Origin of the sequence: Xanthomonas nasturtii, from assembly GCF_023337365.3 — a bacterium.
Lineage (GTDB): Bacteria > Pseudomonadota > Gammaproteobacteria > Xanthomonadales > Xanthomonadaceae > Xanthomonas > Xanthomonas nasturtii.
Genome location: NZ_CP142084.2, coordinates 3,199,243 through 3,215,789, shown reverse-complemented (window position 1 = coordinate 3,215,789; position 16,547 = coordinate 3,199,243). Strand labels below are relative to the sequence as shown.

Annotated in this window: 15 protein-coding genes and 1 pseudogene; 12 read left to right on the top strand and 4 right to left on the bottom strand. The window is 65.7% G+C overall.

Going from position 1 to position 16,547, the window contains the following annotated elements:
- Positions 1–16 precede the first annotated feature (16 nt).
- The 3 genes from M3O59_RS14000 (at position 17) to M3O59_RS13990 (ending at position 3,288) form a co-directional block, all read left to right on the top strand.
- Positions 17–1,054, top strand: a complete 1,038-nt coding sequence (locus tag M3O59_RS14000) for a type IV pilus twitching motility protein PilT (RefSeq protein ID WP_064632554.1) — start codon at positions 17–19, stop codon at positions 1,052–1,054.
- Positions 1,055–1,167: 113 nt separating this feature from the next.
- On the top strand, positions 1,168–2,298 hold the full coding sequence (locus M3O59_RS13995; protein ID WP_064632557.1) for a PilT/PilU family type 4a pilus ATPase: 1,131 nt from the start codon (positions 1,168–1,170) through the stop codon (positions 2,296–2,298).
- 315 nt (positions 2,299–2,613) lie between these two features.
- A complete protein-coding gene (locus M3O59_RS13990) occupies positions 2,614–3,288 on the top strand; it encodes a YitT family protein (RefSeq protein ID WP_181920498.1) in 675 nt (224 codons plus the stop codon).
- A gap of 132 nt (positions 3,289–3,420) precedes the next feature.
- Here M3O59_RS13990 and M3O59_RS13985 read toward each other — a convergent pair.
- Both M3O59_RS13985 and M3O59_RS13980 read right to left on the bottom strand, forming a co-directional pair.
- Positions 3,421–4,061, bottom strand: a pseudogene (locus tag M3O59_RS13985) (DUF72 domain-containing protein).
- Between the two features lie 36 nt (positions 4,062–4,097).
- The gene (locus M3O59_RS13980) at positions 4,098–4,670 is read right to left on the bottom strand and encodes a DNA-3-methyladenine glycosylase I (protein ID WP_116905461.1); all 573 of its coding nucleotides are present in this window, start codon (positions 4,668–4,670) and stop codon (positions 4,098–4,100) included.
- Between the two features lie 290 nt (positions 4,671–4,960).
- Here M3O59_RS13980 and M3O59_RS13975 point away from each other — a divergent pair, with 290 nt between their 5' ends.
- The 5 genes from M3O59_RS13975 to M3O59_RS13955 all read left to right on the top strand — a co-directional run bounded on the left by M3O59_RS13975 (position 4,961) and on the right by M3O59_RS13955 (position 8,400).
- The gene (locus M3O59_RS13975; RefSeq protein WP_249046901.1) at positions 4,961–5,527 is read left to right on the top strand and encodes a YqgE/AlgH family protein; all 567 of its coding nucleotides are present in this window, start codon (positions 4,961–4,963) and stop codon (positions 5,525–5,527) included.
- Positions 5,520–5,987: a Holliday junction resolvase RuvX gene (ruvX, locus tag M3O59_RS13970; protein WP_064632565.1), complete on the top strand. Its 468-nt coding sequence runs from the start codon at positions 5,520–5,522 to the stop codon at positions 5,985–5,987. Before M3O59_RS13975 ends, ruvX begins: the two co-directional genes overlap by 8 nt.
- A gap of 13 nt (positions 5,988–6,000) precedes the next feature.
- Positions 6,001–6,948, top strand: a complete 948-nt coding sequence (locus tag M3O59_RS13965; protein ID WP_064632567.1) for an aspartate carbamoyltransferase catalytic subunit — start codon at positions 6,001–6,003, stop codon at positions 6,946–6,948.
- Between the two features lie 275 nt (positions 6,949–7,223).
- Entirely contained in the window at positions 7,224–7,658 is a 435-nt protein-coding gene (locus tag M3O59_RS13960; protein WP_116905447.1) for an OsmC family protein, read from the top strand.
- Between the two features lie 139 nt (positions 7,659–7,797).
- Entirely contained in the window at positions 7,798–8,400 is a 603-nt protein-coding gene (locus M3O59_RS13955; protein WP_147308467.1) for a glycine zipper 2TM domain-containing protein, read from the top strand.
- A gap of 161 nt (positions 8,401–8,561) precedes the next feature.
- Here the strand turns inward: M3O59_RS13955 and M3O59_RS13950 are convergent, their stop codons facing one another.
- Together M3O59_RS13950 and M3O59_RS13945 are read right to left on the bottom strand one after the other, a co-directional pair.
- Positions 8,562–9,443: a PhzF family phenazine biosynthesis protein gene (locus tag M3O59_RS13950; RefSeq protein WP_116905445.1), complete on the bottom strand. Its 882-nt coding sequence runs from the start codon at positions 9,441–9,443 to the stop codon at positions 8,562–8,564.
- Positions 9,444–9,474: 31 nt separating this feature from the next.
- Positions 9,475–10,353 carry a PhzF family phenazine biosynthesis protein gene (locus M3O59_RS13945; RefSeq protein WP_116905460.1) on the bottom strand — a complete coding sequence of 293 codons (879 nt, stop codon included), beginning with the start codon at positions 10,351–10,353 and terminating at the stop codon, positions 9,475–9,477.
- 181 nt (positions 10,354–10,534) lie between these two features.
- Between M3O59_RS13945 and M3O59_RS13940 the strand changes: the two genes are divergently transcribed.
- The 4 genes from M3O59_RS13940 to murD are packed head-to-tail and all read left to right on the top strand — an operon-like array spanning position 10,535 to position 16,328.
- Entirely contained in the window at positions 10,535–13,144 is a 2,610-nt protein-coding gene (locus tag M3O59_RS13940; protein WP_116905444.1) for a bifunctional aspartate kinase/diaminopimelate decarboxylase, read from the top strand.
- Positions 13,128–13,586, top strand: a complete 459-nt coding sequence (locus M3O59_RS13935; RefSeq protein WP_116905443.1) for a hypothetical protein — start codon at positions 13,128–13,130, stop codon at positions 13,584–13,586. The genes M3O59_RS13940 and M3O59_RS13935 overlap by 17 nt, the downstream gene beginning before the upstream one ends.
- Positions 13,583–14,938 carry a UDP-N-acetyl-alpha-D-muramoyl-L-alanyl-L-glutamate epimerase gene (gene murL / locus M3O59_RS13930; RefSeq protein WP_116905442.1) on the top strand — a complete coding sequence of 452 codons (1,356 nt, stop codon included), beginning with the start codon at positions 13,583–13,585 and terminating at the stop codon, positions 14,936–14,938. The genes M3O59_RS13935 and murL overlap by 4 nt, the downstream gene beginning before the upstream one ends.
- Entirely contained in the window at positions 14,919–16,328 is a 1,410-nt protein-coding gene (gene murD, locus M3O59_RS13925; protein WP_116905441.1) for a UDP-N-acetylmuramoyl-L-alanine--D-glutamate ligase, read from the top strand. The genes murL and murD overlap by 20 nt, the downstream gene beginning before the upstream one ends.
- Positions 16,329–16,547: the final 219 nt, after the last annotated feature.

Below are 16,547 nucleotides of genomic sequence, written 5' to 3'. Positions count from 1 at the left end.
AGGGGAAAAGCAGCGCATGGATATCGCTGAACTATTGGCGTTTTCTGTCAAGAACAAGGCATCGGACCTGCACCTGTCTGCAGGGCTGCCGCCAATGATCCGTGTCGATGGCGATGTCCGCCGCATAAATATTCCGGCGTTGGACCACAAGCAGGTGCATGCGCTGGTCTACGACATCATGTCCGACAAGCAGCGGCGCGATTACGAGGAATTCCTCGAGGTCGACTTCTCGTTCGAGATTCCCTCGCTGGCGCGTTTCCGCGTCAATGCGTTCAACCAGAACCGCGGCGCCGGTGCGGTGTTCCGCACCATTCCCTCCGAAGTGCTGACGCTGGAAGACCTGGGCTGCCCGCCGATCTTCCGCCAGTTGATCGACCAGCCGCAGGGCCTGATCCTGGTGACCGGCCCGACCGGGTCGGGCAAGTCGACCACGCTGGCCGGCATGATCGACTACATCAACAAGAACGAATACGGCCACATCCTCACTGTCGAGGACCCGATCGAATTCGTGCACACCTCGCAGAAGTGCCTGATCAACCAGCGCGAAGTGCACCGCGACACGCACGGCTTCAACGAAGCGCTGCGCTCGGCGTTGCGCGAAGACCCGGACATCATTCTGGTCGGCGAATTGCGCGACCTGGAAACCATCCGCCTGGCGCTGACCGCCGCGGAAACCGGCCATTTGGTGTTCGGTACCTTGCATACCAGCTCGGCGGCCAAGACCATCGACCGCATCATCGACGTGTTCCCGGCCGGCGAAAAGCCGATGGTGCGCTCGATGCTGTCCGAATCCCTGCGCGCGGTGATTTCGCAGGCGCTGCTGAAGAAGGTCGGCGGCGGTCGCACCGCCGCGTGGGAAATCATGGTCGGCACCCCGGCGATCCGCAACCTGATCCGCGAGGACAAGGTGGCGCAGATGTATTCGTCGATCCAGACAGGCCAGCAGTACGGCATGCAGACGCTGGACCAGCATCTGCAGGACCTGGTCAAGCGCAGCCTGATCACGCGCCACCAGGCGCGCGAATACGCCAAGGACAAGCGGATATTCGAGTAGCCGGGATTTGGGATTCGGGATTGGGGATTCGCAACGGCGATTTCCCGTGCCGGACCCCGCTCTTGCCACTCCCGAATCTCCACTCCCGAATCCCTGCTCCAGAGGAGCACGCCATGAGCACCATCGACTTCACCTCCTTCCTCAAGCTGATGGCGCATCAGAAGGCGTCGGATCTGTTCATCACTTCGGGCATGCCGCCGGCAATCAAGGTGAATGGCAAGATCAGCCCGATCACCCAGACACCGCTGACGGCGCAGCAGAGCCGCGACCTGGTGTTGAACGTGATGACGCCGTCGCAGCGCGAGGAATTCGAAAAGACCCACGAATGCAACTTCGCCATCGGCGTGTCCGGGGTCGGGCGTTTTCGTGTGAGCTGCTTTTATCAGCGCAATCAGGTGGGCATGGTGCTGCGCCGGATCGAAACGCGCATCCCCACCGTGGACGAGCTGAGCCTGCCGCCGGTGATCAAGACGCTGGCGATGACCAAGCGCGGCATCATCATCTTCGTCGGTGCCACCGGTACCGGTAAGTCGACCTCGCTGGCGGCGATGATCGGTTACCGCAACCAGAATTCGACCGGGCACATCATCACCATCGAAGATCCGATCGAATTCGTGCACAAGCACGAAGGCTGCATCATCACCCAGCGCGAAGTCGGCATCGATACCGATAGCTGGGAAAATGCGCTGAAAAACACCCTGCGCCAGGCGCCGGACGTGATCATGATCGGCGAGGTGCGCACCCGCGAAGGCATGGATCACGCCGTGGCCTTTGCCGAAACCGGCCACCTGGTGCTGTGCACCCTGCACGCCAACAATGCCAACCAGGCGATGGACCGCATCATCAACTTCTTCCCGGAAGATCGCCGCAACCAGCTGTTGATGGACTTGTCGCTGAACCTCAAGGGCGTGGTTGCGCAGCAACTGATTCCGACCCCGGACGGGCGCAGCCGCCGCGTGGCGATGGAAATCATGTTGGGCACCCCGCTGGTGCAGGATTACATCCGCGACGGCGAGATCCACAAGCTCAAGGATGTCATGAAGGAGTCCACCAACCTGGGCATGCGCACTTTCGACCAGAGCCTGTTCGAGCTCTACCAGGCCGGTGAAATCAGCTACGAAGACGCGCTGCGCTACGCCGACTCGCAGAACGAAGTGCGCTTGCGCATCAAGCTCTCCCAGGGTGGCGATGCCAAGACCCTGGCACAGGGGCTGGATGGCGTGGAGATTGCCGAGGTTCGATAAGGACAGCGGCAATTACGCAGGGATGTGCGTTAGTTAAAGCGTCCAACCGCTGCCCGCAGCGGGGCGAGATTTGATCGGGAGATGCGTAAACGGGCGAGCCAGTCGCGCTGGTGTCGCGCTGTCGAACCAGGCGCTGGGCGTGCGGTTGGTCGACACGCAGCGCGGCCGTTGACTGAAGGCCGGCTGCGCTGCGCATTGGCGCGCTGCGGTTTCACATGTAACCGCGTCAGCCGTTAGTGTCTAATATCCGCACCCCATTGCAGTTCCCCATCCGTGAGCCTTCCCGATTCCGATCTCCGTCCGGAGCAAGCGCCGTTGCCCGACGATGGCGCCGTGGTCACATCCGGCCCGTTGACGCCGCCGCCGGATTCGGCCGGCACTGCCGCCGCCGAGCACGCCTTCCATCATTCGGTGGCCGAGGATGTGCAAGGCATGGTGCTGGCGACCCTGGTCGCATCGCTTGGCCTGGCCATCTTCGCCAAGGGCGGCTTGATGATCGGCGGCATGGCCGGCGTGGCCTTCCTGCTGCATTACGCGCTGCACTGGAATTTCGGTCTGGTGTTCGTGCTGGTCAATCTGCCGTTCTACTGGCTGAGCGTGCGCCGCATGGGCTGGGAATTCACCTTGAAGACCTTTGCGGCGGTGGGTGCCTGCGGGGCGCTCACCGATCTGCTGCCGCGCTGGGCTGAGTATGCGCACATCGAAACGCTGTTTTCGGCGATCGTCGGCGGTACGTTGGCGGGGTTGGGCATTCTGTTCTTCATTCGCCATCGCGGCAGCCTGGGCGGCATCGGCATTCTGGCGGTGTACCTGCAGCGCGAGCGCGGCTGGAGCGCCGGCAAGGTGCAGATGAGTTTCGATGCGATGCTGATGCTGGTCGCCTTCTTCGTGCTGACCCCGGACAAGGTGCTGTATTCGGCCCTCGGCGCGCTGATGCTCAGTCTGGTGCTGATGTTCAATCACCGCCCGCATCGGTACATGGGCGTGTGATCTGCGCCGGTGTGAAGTGGCGAGCGACGCTGACGCGTGTCCTGCGCTGAATCGATGTGGGGGGCTTGCAGCTTCGGTGCTGACTACGCCCGCCGCACCACGGGCGGTACGGGGCGCGTGACGTCTGCCGCCTCAGCCGACATCTGCGCGTGCCGGGCAGTTGGTCGGTAGATCCAGCCGTTGCAGCAACCCGCGTGCGTCGAACGGTGCTTGCACCTTCATGTCGTTGTCGAAGTGGCAGTACACATCCCGCGTGCTGCGCTTGCGTGCGCGTGCGCCGACACGCGCCGCATCGTCCGGTTCGCCGCCGCTGGCCCAGGCGGCGATGCGTGCCGCCCAGCGATCCAGTGCGCTGTCGCTGTAGCCGCTGGCATACAACTGCGCATCGCCATGCAGGCGCAGATGGACGAAATCGGCGCTGACGTCTTCAAGGTACGGAAATTTCCCCGCGGTATCGGCCACCACCATGGCGACAGTGTGACGCCGCAGTAGTCGCAGGCAGGCCGGGTCGCAGAAGCTGTCGTGACGCACTTCCAATGCGTGACGGATCGGCCGCTGGCGATCGATGGCCAGTGCGCTGCGGCCCTGCATCAGCGCGATGTCGCGTTTGCGCGCCTGCGCCAATGCCGCCTCGCTGTCGCGCGGCAGCTGCTTAAAAATGCATCCAGCAGTTCGGCGTACTTGAGTTCGCGCCGCTGCGCCAGGCCGGCCGGATAAAACGTGCCGCGCCAGCGTGCGTACCGCCAGCCGGAAATGCCAATGCGAATCGTCATGGCGCGAGCAGTTCGCGCGGCACCTGCAAGAGGTGTCTAGCCGCGCTGGACCGTACGCGTTTTCGCGGGCCGCTGCGCCTGCATCCACGGCGGCGCCAGTGCCCTTATCTGCGCAAAGACCGGGCAGCCGGCATGATGCGCGCCGGGCAGGTAGCCCAGGCTCATCAGGAACTCGCCGGTGATTTCGCCGCCGGTGAAGCGGAACGTTTTCTTGAACAGCTTGATCCAGGCCGCCTTGTCGAGCGGGTGGTGGGCATCCAGCCATTTGGCAAAGCTGCCATGTGCTGCGCGCAGGGCCTGGATGACCTGCGCGTTGTGGATCGCCGCCAGCACCTTGAGACGATTACGGATGATGCCGGCATCGCCCATCAATCGGGCGATGTCGGCATCGCCGTACGCTGCAACGGTGTCCACGTCGAAGCCGTCATACGCCCGCTGGAAATTGCCGCGCTTGCGCAGGATGGTTTCCCAGCTCAGTCCGGCCTGGTTGATCTCCAGCACCAGCCGCTCGAACAGTTCGCGTTCGTCGCGCTGCGGAAAGCCGTATTCGTGATCGTGGTAGTGGCCATGGACCGGATGACCCGGTGCGATGCTGCAGTAACAGCTCATGTAGGTGCCTGTGGTGGTGGGGCAGGTGAAGTCGAACTGCATGCCGGATGCCGCAGCATCGGGGCCACAGCGTGGCTGACGCATTGAAGGGGACGCCGTCTGCGCAGCTGCGCCGTTCGTCGGCGCGGCGCGGCGCACCCGGCGATCAAGCTGAACGCGTCGGTCAGTGTCGGTGGGGGCAACGGCAGATCCGCGCTGCATCGGCGCATCGATCGCTGCCGGCGACCAGCAAGGCCGCCCAGTATGGCAGCGGCTCTGCGCGCGGCGAAGCGAACGGCTAGAATGCGCCTATGTCTGTTTTGCCCACGCCTCTGGCCAACCAACTGCTGATTGCGCTTCCGGCGCTGTCCGACCCTACCTTTTCGCGCAGCGTCGCGCTGATCTGTCAGCACGACGAGAACGGCGCCATGGGCGTGCTGGTCAACCGGCCCTCCGAATACACCTTGGGCGAGGTGCTCTCGCAGATGGGCATCGACACCGACGATGAGCTCTTGCGCGAGCAGATCGTGCTCAGCGGCGGGCCGGTGCACCCGGAGCGTGGCTTTGTGATCCACGACGATGCGCGCGAATGGGATTCCAGCCTGGAAGTGGGGCAGGGCGTGTTCCTGACCACTTCGCGCGACATTCTCGAGGCGATGGCGGCCGGTAACGGCCCGCGCAACGCGCTGGTGGCATTGGGATGCGCGGGCTGGGGCGCGGGCCAGCTGGAATTCGAACTGGGCGAAAACAGCTGGCTCACCGCGCCGTCGGATGCCAACGTGCTGTTCGCCACCGCGCTGGAAGATCGCTGGCGGACCGCTGCCGGGCGTATCGGCGTGGATCTGTTCCGGCTCACGGATTATTCCGGGCATGCCTGAGGCGGGCGCGATCCGCTCCGACGGCACGGTGCTGGGCTTCGACGTGGGGTCGCGCCGTATCGGCGTGGCGGTCGGAACCGCGCTCGGTGCCGGCGCGCGTGCGGTTGCCGTCATCCCTGTGCATGCCAGCGGCCCGGACTGGGTCGCGCTGGATCGCGTGCACAAGGAATGGCGCCCGGACGGCCTGGTGATCGGCGACCCGTTGACGCTGGACGACAAGGATCAACCCGCACGCAAGCGTGCGCATGCATTTGCACGCCAATTGCGCGAGCGCTATGCGCTGCCGGTCGTGCTGATCGATGAGCGCTCCAGTTCGGTCGAGGCCGCGCAGCGTTTCGCGCGCGCGCGCGCCGATGGGCGCAAACGCCGCCGCGATGCCGAAGCGCTGGATGCGATGGCCGCTGCGGTGATCGTCGAACGCTGGTTGGCCGCGCCCGACCAAGCCACCCTTCTTCCTTGACTCCCGACCTGCGATGACCACCATGCAACTCGATTCGGACGGACGCCTGCGCCACCTGCTCACCCTGGAAGGACTGCCGCGCACCACGCTGCTGCAATTGCTCGACCGCGCCGGCCAGATCCGCGACGCGGCGGTAGGGCGCGTGGGCAAGCGCAGCGTGCTGGCAGGCACCGCGGTGTGTACGCTGTTCTTCGAACCCTCCACGCGTACCCGCAGTTCGTTCCATCTGGCCGCGCAGCGGCTGGGCGCAGACGTGCTCAATTTCGATGCCTCCACCTCATCCACGCGCAAGGGCGAAACCGCGCGCGACACGCTGAAGAATCTCGAAGCGATGGGCGTGCGCGGCTTTGTGGTGCGTCACCCCGACGATGGCGCGGTGGAAGCGCTGGCCGCGGCCGCCGGCGAGGGTACTGCGTTGATCAATGCCGGCGACGGACGTAGCGCGCATCCCACCCAGGGCCTGCTCGACATGCTCACCCTGCGTCAGGCCAAGGGCACCGATTTTTCCAAGCTCAAGGTGGTCATCGTCGGCGACGTGAAGCATTCGCGCGTTGCGCGCTCGGACCTGCATGCGCTGCGCACGCTGGGCGCCGGCGAAATCCGCGTGTGCGGCCCGGCCAGCCTGCTGCCCGACGACGACATGCTGGAGGGCTGCGTGGTCGGCCAGGATTTCGACGCCATGCTCGAAGGCGCCGATGCGCTGATGATGCTGCGCCTGCAGCGCGAGCGTATGGAAGAGGGCCTGGTACCGTCGCTGGAGCAATACCACAGCGACTACGGGCTCACCCGCGAACGCCTGGCGCGCGCCGGCCGCGACGCCGCGGTGCTGCATCCGGGCCCGATCAACCGCGGTGTGGAAATCACCGATGACGTCGCCGACGGTGCGCAGTCCTGCGTGTTGCGCCAGGTCGCCAACGGCGTCGCGGTGCGCATGGCCGTGCTGGAAACCCTGCTCGGCTAAGAGCGGTAATGCGACCGCGCAGCTGCCGCGCGGTCGCCTTCGATGTGCGATCTTCGATTGCCAAGGCGCGGGCGCTTATTGCTGGACGCACCACAGGTTCCGCTGCGCGCTTGTGTCCCATGCTAACTCCGCACGTGCAAACAGACAGCCGCTTGCCGCCGGCCGCGCCCGCGATCCGCTCTTACGATTCCCGATTCCCGATTCCCGACTCCCCGCACCACCAGCTAACACCCACTCACCTATCGTGACCGCTCCTTTCAGCGCAGGAGATCGCAATGGGTATTTCACGTCACGCCACCGCTCACTGGGAAGGCGACCTCAAGACCGGCAAGGGCCAGCTCAGCACGCCGCAGAGCGGCTTGATGGACAACACCCGCTACGCCTTCAGCAGCCGCTTCGGCGACGAAAAGGGCACCAATCCGGAAGAACTCATCGCCGCCGCGCATGCCGGCTGTTTCACCATGGCGCTGTCGGCGCAGTTGACCGAAGCCGGCTTTCCGCCGACCTCGCTGGACACCCGCGCCGACGTGGATCTGTCGATGGAAGGCGGCCCGCAGCTGTCGCAGATTCGCCTCAAGCTCACCGCCGTGGTGCCGGGCATCGATGAAGCCAAGTTCCGCGAGCTGGCCGATACCGCCAAGAAGAATTGCCCGGTGTCCAAGGCGCTGAGCGCGGTGCCGGTCAGCCTGGAAACCGAGTTATCCAGCTGACACCAACGCCGCTGCACGCGCCCGGCGCGTGCAGCTGGCGGCAACCTGAATAGGGCTTTGGAGGGTCGGTTTGGTTCAGGGCGGTTTCACTGCGGCAAGCCGAGCATCGGCAGCGTGTCCTCCCTATGAAGCTGCCGCAATGAAAACTCTCGTGCTTGGTGCTCTGGTGATGGGTCTGGTCGTGGCGGGCAGTGCCACGGCGCAGCGCTATGACGGCGGCTACCGCGACAATGGCCGCAGCGGCTACGAGGACGGTCGTTACGAATACGCGCGGGTGGTGCGTGTGGACCCGATCATCGTGTCCGATTCCTATAACGAACGCACCAGCGAACAGTGCTATAACCGTCCTGCCGACGGTTACTACACCAGCAACGATGGCTATCACCGTGATGGTGGCAACTACGGCCAGGCCGGCGTCTCCAATCGTAGTGTGGCCAGTGTCATCGGTGGTATCGCCGGCGCGGTGCTCGGCAGCCAGATCGGCGGCGGCAATGGTCGCCTGGTGGGTACTGCCGTCGGCACCATGGCCGGTGTCGCGGCGGGGCGCTCGATCTACGAAGCCAACAACCGCAATTACCAGGGCAATGTCAGGGTTTGCGAGCCGGTGTCCTACCGCCGCGAACGCGACCGTGTGGAAGGCTACGACGTGACGTACGAATACGCCGGGCGCACCTATCACACGCGTAGCGATTACAACCCGGGCGACCGTATCCGCGTGCGCGTCGACGTGCGTCCTGACTGATCATTGCAGGATGTGCGGGATGCCGCGCGCTGGTTGCGGCATCCGGATGTGAGACAACGCTGCGGGCAACCGCAGCGTTGTTGTTTCTGGCGTGGTGAATGCGGCCGGCTCCGAACACTGGCCGCGCCACGTCGGGCGGCCTGGTCGATACGTCAACGGCTTCACGTCCAATCCAGCGTGCCGCGAATCACCGTCTGTACCTGGCCACCCGACCACACGTCACCGTCGGCATCGATGCGCAGTTCCAGCAAGGCATCGAAGCCGATTTCGCGGCCCTGGCTGACCACGTAACGGCGTTCGGTGCCGGGCAACGCGCTACGGCTGTCCAGCCATGCGGCGAGCACTGCGTTGGCCGCGCCGGACGCCGCATCTTCGAAGCGCCGGCCATTGCCGACGAAGGCACGCACTGCCAGATCGTAAGCACCCGGTGCCGCGGCGCGGGCATAGGCGAACACGCCCATGCTGCCGGTGGCTTCGGCCAACGCAGCAATCGCGTCCCAGTCCGGCTGCAGGCCACGCAGCGCGGCCTCGCTGGCCAGCTCCACCACCCACCAGGTGCGGCCGCCGTCCATCAGCGCAGGCGGCAGGGTGCCCAGCGGCCAGCCGTGCAGGGCATCGCGCAGGCGCGGGTCGTCAGCGTCCACCTGTTCGGTCACACGTGCGCGCGGCGTGCGAATCGCGATGCTGCGGTGTCCGTCGCGTTGGTCCACGCGCAGCGGCAACTGACCGGCGATGCCGTCCTGCACCAGCACGCCATCTTCAGGCGCGGCCAGGCCTGCTTCGAGCACGGCATGTGCGGTGCCCACGCTGGGGTGGCCGGCGAACGGGACTTCTTTTTGCGGCGAAAACATCCGCAACCGGTAGCTGCTGTGCGCGTCTGCGGCAGGAAACACGAAGGTGGTTTCCGGCAGCTTGGTCCAGCGCGCAATCGCCTGCATCGCCGCATCGTCCAGGCCCTGCGCATCCAGCACCACCGCCAGCGGATTGCCGCTGCCGGAGCGGGCGGAGAACACATCCAGTTGCAGGAAGCGGCGGGTGGTCATGGTGGCGGTTCCGCGTTGAGGGCGCGGCAGCTTACCAATCGATGCGGCCTTCGATCACTTGTTGCGTCGCGCCGCCGATCCAGACCTCGCCCTGCGCATCCACCTCCACGTGCACGCGGCCGTCGCGGCCGACCTCGCGGCCCTGGCTGGCGACATAGCGCGACGCTGTGCCGGGCAAGCGGTCTTCGCCATGCAGGCGTGCGGCAATGCAGGCATTGGCGCTGCCGGTGACCGGGTCTTCCGGAATGCCGTCGCCCGGGCAGAACGCGCGGACGACCAAGTCGGCATCGCCATCGTGTACGGGCGCGTAGATGGCGAGGCCAACGGCGGCGCTGGCCTGGGTCAGGCGCGCAATGGCGGCAAGGTCCGGGCTTGCCTGCCGCACTGCCTGCGCGTCGGCCAGTTCCAGCAGCCACCAGTTCGGGCCGTTGTTCCACAGCGCGGCCGGCTGCGCGCTGACGCGCAGGCCGGCGCTGGCTGCGCGCAGCGCGTCGGCATGGAGCGTGCCAGTGTCGATGGCGCGCGCACGCGGCGCGCGCAGCCGCACCAGCAAGGCGCCATGCCGGTCGAACACTTCCACCGGCAGCACGCCGGCTGCGCATTGCTGGCGGAGCTGGCCCTCGGGTGTGTAGGCGGTCAGACCGTGCGTGACTGCTGCCCAGGCCGCGCCGACGCTGGGATGCCCGGCAAACGGCAGCTCGGCGCGCGGAGTGAAGATGCGGATGTGGTAATCGGCGTCGGGCACGCTGACCGGCAGGAAGAAGATGGTCTCCGACAGATTCAGCCAAGCGGCAATCTGCTGCATCTGCGCGGACGACAACGTCTCTGCCTTGAACACCACGCCCAGCGGGTTGCCGCTGCCGGCCTGGCCGGCGAAGACATCCAGTTGCAGATAGCGGTGTTTGCTCATGATGTGGCTCTCGGTCGATGAAAGGCATGCCGATGGTTGCAGCGCAAACCGATGCGGCAGTGGACGTAGCGGCCCGCGTGCCGTGATCGCACGCGGGGTCATGCGAGCGGCATTGGCAGTAGAATCGGAGGTTCCGCTCGGTATACCGGGCATCTTCCCCCTCATCTAAACGCCTATCTCAATGTCAGCTCCCCACTCTACCGATCGTTGGATCGTCCTCAAGTTCGGCGGCACCTCGGTGTCGCGTCGTCATCGCTGGGACACGATTGGAAAACTGGCGAGCAAACGGGCCAACGAAACCGGTGGCCGCGTGCTGGTGGTGGTGTCTGCCTTGTCGGGCGTGACCAATGAGCTGACCGCCATTGCCGATGGCGCCGCCGACAGCGCGCAGCGCGTGGCGGCATTGGAACAGCGCCATCGCGAGTTTCTGGCCGAGCTGGAGCTCGACGCCGATGCGGTGCTGGGCGAGCGTCTTGCCGCGTTGCATGCGCTGGTGGGCGATGCACGCGCCGCCATGCGCACGCTGGATTGGCAGGCCGAGGTGTTGGGGCAGGGCGAATTGCTGTCCTCCACCATCGGTGCTGCGTATCTGCACGCCAACGGCCTGGACATGGGCTGGCTGGATGCGCGCCAGTGGTTGTCGGCGCTGCCGCCGCAACCCAATCAAAGCGAGTGGTCCAAGCGCTTGTCGGTGTCCTGCCAGTGGCAGTCCGACGCCGATTGGCGCGCGCGCTTCGATGCGCAGTCCACGCGCTTGTTGATCACCCAGGGCTTCATTTCGCAGCACGCCGATGGCGGCACCGCGATCCTGGGGCGTGGCGGTTCGGATACATCGGCGGCGTACTTCGGTGCGCTGCTCGGCGCCAGCCGGGTGGAAATCTGGACCGACGTGCCCGGCATGTTCAGCGCCAACCCGAAGGAAGTGCCGGACGCGCGCCTGCTGACCCGGCTGGACTATTACGAAGCGCAGGAAATCGCCACCACCGGCGCCAAGGTGCTGCACCCGCGCTCGATCAAACCGTGCCGCGATTCCGGCGTGCCAATGGCGATCCTGGACACCGAGCGCCCCGATCTGCCCGGCACCAGCATCGACGGCAATGCCGAGCCGGTGCTGGGTGTGAAGGCGATCAGCCGCCGCAACGGCATCGTGCTGGTGTCGATGGAAGGCATCGGCATGTGGCAGCAGGTCGGCTTCCTCGCGGACGTGTTTACGCTGTTCAAAAAGCACGGTTTGTCGGTGGACCTGATCGGCTCGGCGGAGACCAACGTCACCGTGTCGCTGGATCCGTCGGAAAACCTGGTCAACACCGATGTGCTGGCGGCCTTGTCGGCCGATCTGTCGCAGATCTGCAAGGTCAAGATCATTGTTCCTTGCGCGGCGATCACGCTGGTCGGGCGTGGCATGCGCTCGCTGCTGCACAAGTTGTCCGATGTGTGGGCAACGTTCGGGCAGGAACGCGTGCACATGATTTCGCAGTCGTCCAACGACTTGAACCTGACCTTCGTCATCGACGAGGCCGATGCCGACGGTTTGCTGCCGATCCTGCATGCCGAGCTGATCGACAGCGGCGCCATGCCGGTGAGCGAAGGCGAGGTGTTCGGCCCGCGCTGGCGCGAGATCATCGGCTCGGTGCGTCCGCGTCCTACGCCGTGGTGGCATGCCGAGCGCGCGCATCTGCTGTCGCTGTCCAAGGCCGGCACGCCGCGCTACGCCTACCACCTGCCTACGGTACGTGCGCGTGCGCATGCGCTGGCGCAGATTGCCGCGGTGGATCAGCGCTATTACGCGATCAAGGCCAATGCGCATCCGGCCATCCTGATGGCGCTGGAGCAGGCCGGTTTCGGGCTGGAATGCGTCTCGCATGGCGAATTGCGCCGCGTGTTTCAGGCGCTGCCGGAGCTGTCGCCACGGCGCGTGTTGTTCACCCCGAGCTTTGCGCCCAAGGCCGAGTACGAGGCCGCGTTTGCACTGGGCGTGACCGTGACCGTGGACAACGTCGAAGCGCTGCGCAACTGGCCGGAGGTGTTTCGCGGCCGCAACGTGTGGCTGCGCATCGACCTGGGACACGGCGACGGGCACCATGAGAAGGTCAATACCGGCGGCAAGGCGTCCAAGTTCGGGTTGTCGTCCACGCGCGTGGATGAGTTCGTCGAAATGGCGCGCACGCTCGAGGTCACCATCACCGGCGTGCATGCGCACCTGGGCAGTGGCGTGGAGACCGGCGAGCACTGGCGCATGATGTACGACGAACTGGCCGGCTTCGCGCGGCGCATCGGCACCGTGGAAACCATCGATATCGGTGGCGGCCTGCCGATTCCGTACAGCGCCGAAGACGAGCCGTTCGATCTGGAGGTGTGGGCCAAGGGCCTGGCCGAGGTCAAGGCCGTGCATCCGGGCTATCGCCTGGCGATCGAGCCGGGCCGGTATCTGGTGGCCGAAGCCGGGGTGTTGCTGGCGCAGGTGACCCAGGTGATCGAAAAGGACGGCGTGCAGCGCGTGGGCCTGGATGCCGGCATGAACACCTTGATCCGCCCAGCGTTGTACGACGCCTGGCACGACATCGAAAACCTCAGCCAGCTCGACGCGCCGGCCGTTGGGACGTTCGATATCGTCGGGCCGATCTGCGAATCGTCGGACGTATTCGGCAAGCGCCGCCGCCTGCCGGCGGCGACCGCACCGGGCGATGTGGTGTTGGTCGCCGACACCGGCGCCTATGGCTATTCCATGGCCAGCACCTACAACCAGCGCGAGCTGCCACGCGAAGAGGTGATCGATGCGCCCGTTGGCTGAGTTCGTGGCGCTCAGCACGCTGGCCGGTGGCGTGTCGATGGTGTTCTCCACCGCCATCGATATGGCCGGGCTGCGGATGCCGTGGACCGACAGCCTGAAATGGGCCTTGCCTGGCCTGCTAGCTGCCGGCGTTGGCGCCTGGGGCGCAGCATCCTGGCACAGGCGGCGCGCCGAGCGAGCGCCAGCACAACGCGCCGGCGGCATGGCATTGCGCACCGTGGTGTTCAGCGCGCTTGGCTATTTGCCGGCGTTATTGCTGTATCTGCTGGTCGCCTTGGCGATCACCGGTGAACCACAGGTGATGCGCTCGGATGTGATGCTGCTGGTGTTCGTGATCGGTTGCCTGCCGCTGCTATGGGCGGCAGTGCCGTTTTCCATGATTGAATATGTCCTGTGCCGACGTTATCTGCGTCGTGTACGTGTTCTTGCAGGTAGTCCATGAGCGCTTTCGACAAACACCAGATTTCCACCTTCCGTTTCGTGCGTTGCGCACTCGACGCGCAGACCGGCGTGGCGACGCTGGTGTATGCCTTCGACCAGGGGCCGGAGCTGGTCGAGACCGTTGCGGTGCCGGGTGCGCCGTTCGTGCTGGACGGCGCGCATGCCACTGCCGTGCAGCAGGCGCTGCGGCTGCTGCATCTCATTGCAGGGGTGAGTTATTTCAAGGCCGCGGTACCGCCGAACATCGCCATCGACAGCTACAGCATCGATGCCGAGACCGCCGCGCTGGTGGAAAGCGTGTATCTCCACGGCCTGGGGGAATTTGCGTACCGCAATGGCTTGAACCTGCACGGCAAGATCAATTTCCCGGTCGCTGCACAAGCGCCTGGCACTGCGCCTGCGCTCGGCCTGCGCGAGCATGCGCTGGTGGCGATCGGCGGCGGCAAGGATTCGCTGGTCAGCATCGAAGCGCTGCGCCATGCCGGCGTGGAGCAGACCGTCAGCTGGATCGGCGGCTCGCAACTGATCCGCGCCTGCGCCGAGCGCACCGCTTTGCCTGTGCTCAATATCGGCCGTGTGCTGGCACCGGAATTGTTCGAACTCAATCGCCAGGGTGCGTGGAACGGGCACATCCCGGTGACCGCGGTGAATTCGGCCATTCTGGTGCTGGCAGCGCTGCTCACCGGCGTGGACCAGGTGGTGTTTTCCAACGAACGTTCGGCCAGTTATGGCAGCCAGATTCCCGGCACCGGCGAAGTCAATCATCAGTGGTCCAAGGGCTGGGCATTCGAACAGGCCTTCGGCGCTTACGTGCAGCGGCAGGTGGCGGCCGACCTGCGCTATTACTCGTTGCTGCGGCCGTTGTCGGAGTTGGCGGTGGCGCGGCAGTTCGCCAAGACCGACCACTACGACGCGCATTTTTCCAGCTGCAACCGCAACTTCCACATCATGGGCGAGCGCCCGGTGCATCGCTGGTGCGGCGTGTGCCCGAAGTGCCATTTCGTGTTTCTTGCGCTGGCACCGTTCATGCCCAAGACGCGGCTGGTCAAGATCTTCGGGCGCAATCTGCTCGACGATGCCAGCCAGGCCGGCGGCTACGATGCGTTGCTGGAATTCCAGGACCACAAGCCGTTCGAATGCGTGGGCGAAGGCCGCGAATCGCGTGCGGCGATGGCGGTGCTGGCCAGCCGCGCCGAGTGGAAGGAAGACGCATTGGTGAAGCGCTTCATTCGCGAGATCCAGCCGCAGCTGGATCAGCACGACCTGCAGGTCGAAGCGCTGATGGCCATCGATGGCGAGCACCGAATTCCAGCGGCGCTGTGGGAGCGCGTGCGTGCGAATTTCGCAGCTTGAGGGCAAGGCGGTCGCGTTGTGGGGCTGGGGGCGCGAAGGACGCGCGGCGTATCGCGCACTGCGCGCACGGCTGCCCGCCCAACCGCTGACGGTGTTCTGCAACGCCGAAGAAGCGCGCGAACTCGAGACGCTGGCCGATATGGCCCTGGATGTGGAAACCGACGCCAGCGCGCAGGCGCTGGGGCGCTTCGACATCGTGGTGAAGTCGCCCGGCATCAGCCCGTATCGCAGCGAAGCACGCATCGCGAGCGACGAATACGGCACGCACTTCATCGGCGGCACCGCGCTGTGGTTTGCCGAGCACGCGCAGCCGGACGGCAGCGTGCCTGGCGTCATCTGCGTCACCGGCACCAAGGGCAAGAGCACCACCACCGCGCTGCTGGCGCATTTGCTGCGCGCCGCCGGGCATCGCACTGCGTTGGTCGGCAACATCGGCCAGCCGTTGCTGGAAGTGCTGGAGCCGCAGCCGCCGCCGGCGTATTGGGCGATCGAGTTGTCCAGCTACCAGACCGGCGAGGTGGGGCGCAGCGGCGCACGTCCGGAGTTGGCGCTGGTGCTGAATCTGTTTCCCGAGCATCTGGATTGGCACGGCGATGAGGCGCGCTATGTGCGCGACAAGCTGTCGCTGGTGACCGAAGGCCGGCCGCGCATCGCGCTGCTCAATGCCGCCGACCCGCATCTTGCCGGCCTGCAGTTGCCCGATAGCCAGGTGCGGTGGTTCAACCATTCCGATGGCTGGCACCTGCGCGGCGATGTGGTCTATCGCGGCGAACAGGGGGTTTTCGACACTGCCGAGGTGCCGCTGCCCGGCGAACACAATCGCCGCAATCTATGCGCGGTACTGGCAGCGGTGGAAGCGCTGGGCCTGGATGCGCCGGCACTGGCGCCGGCCGCACTGAGCTTTCGTCCATTGCCGAATCGCCTGCAGTTGTTGGGCAGCGTGGACGGCGTCAGTTACGTCAACGATTCGATCAGCACCACGCCGCATGCCTCGCTGGCTGCGCTGGCGTGCTTTGCGCAGCGTCGCGTGGCCCTGCTGGTTGGCGGGCACGACCGCGGTCTGGACTGGCAGGATTTCGCCCAGCACATGGCGCGGCAGCCGCCGCTGGAGATCGTCACCATGGGTGCCAATGGGCCACGCATCCATGCGCTGCTGGCGCCGTTTGCCGATGCCGGGCGCTTGGGCTTGCATGCTGCCAACGATCTTGAACACGCCATGCAGCTGGCGCGTGAGGCGCTGGGCGAGCAGGGCGGTGTGGTGCTGCTCTCGCCGGGTGCGCCCAGCTTCGGGGCGTATAGCGACTACGTTGCGCGTGGCCGGCACTTCGCGCAGCTGGCGGGGTTCGACCCGGCGGAGATCAGCGCGATTCCCGGCTTGGGCGTGCATTGAGCGCGGCTAACAGACCGACTGCGCTGACCGCCAGGCAGGCGTAGTCGGGCCCCGCAATCGGCATGTGCACCTCGCACACTGCAGTTGCTCGGCGGCCTCCACGCTACACAACGACTGCGCAACGGTGTGCTGGCCGCGCCAACTCCGAGGCCGCTGGGCCGCTGCGATTGAAAAACCGGCACGCGCAGCGGAGGCGGACTTCCCCAGCTCGCTGCGACC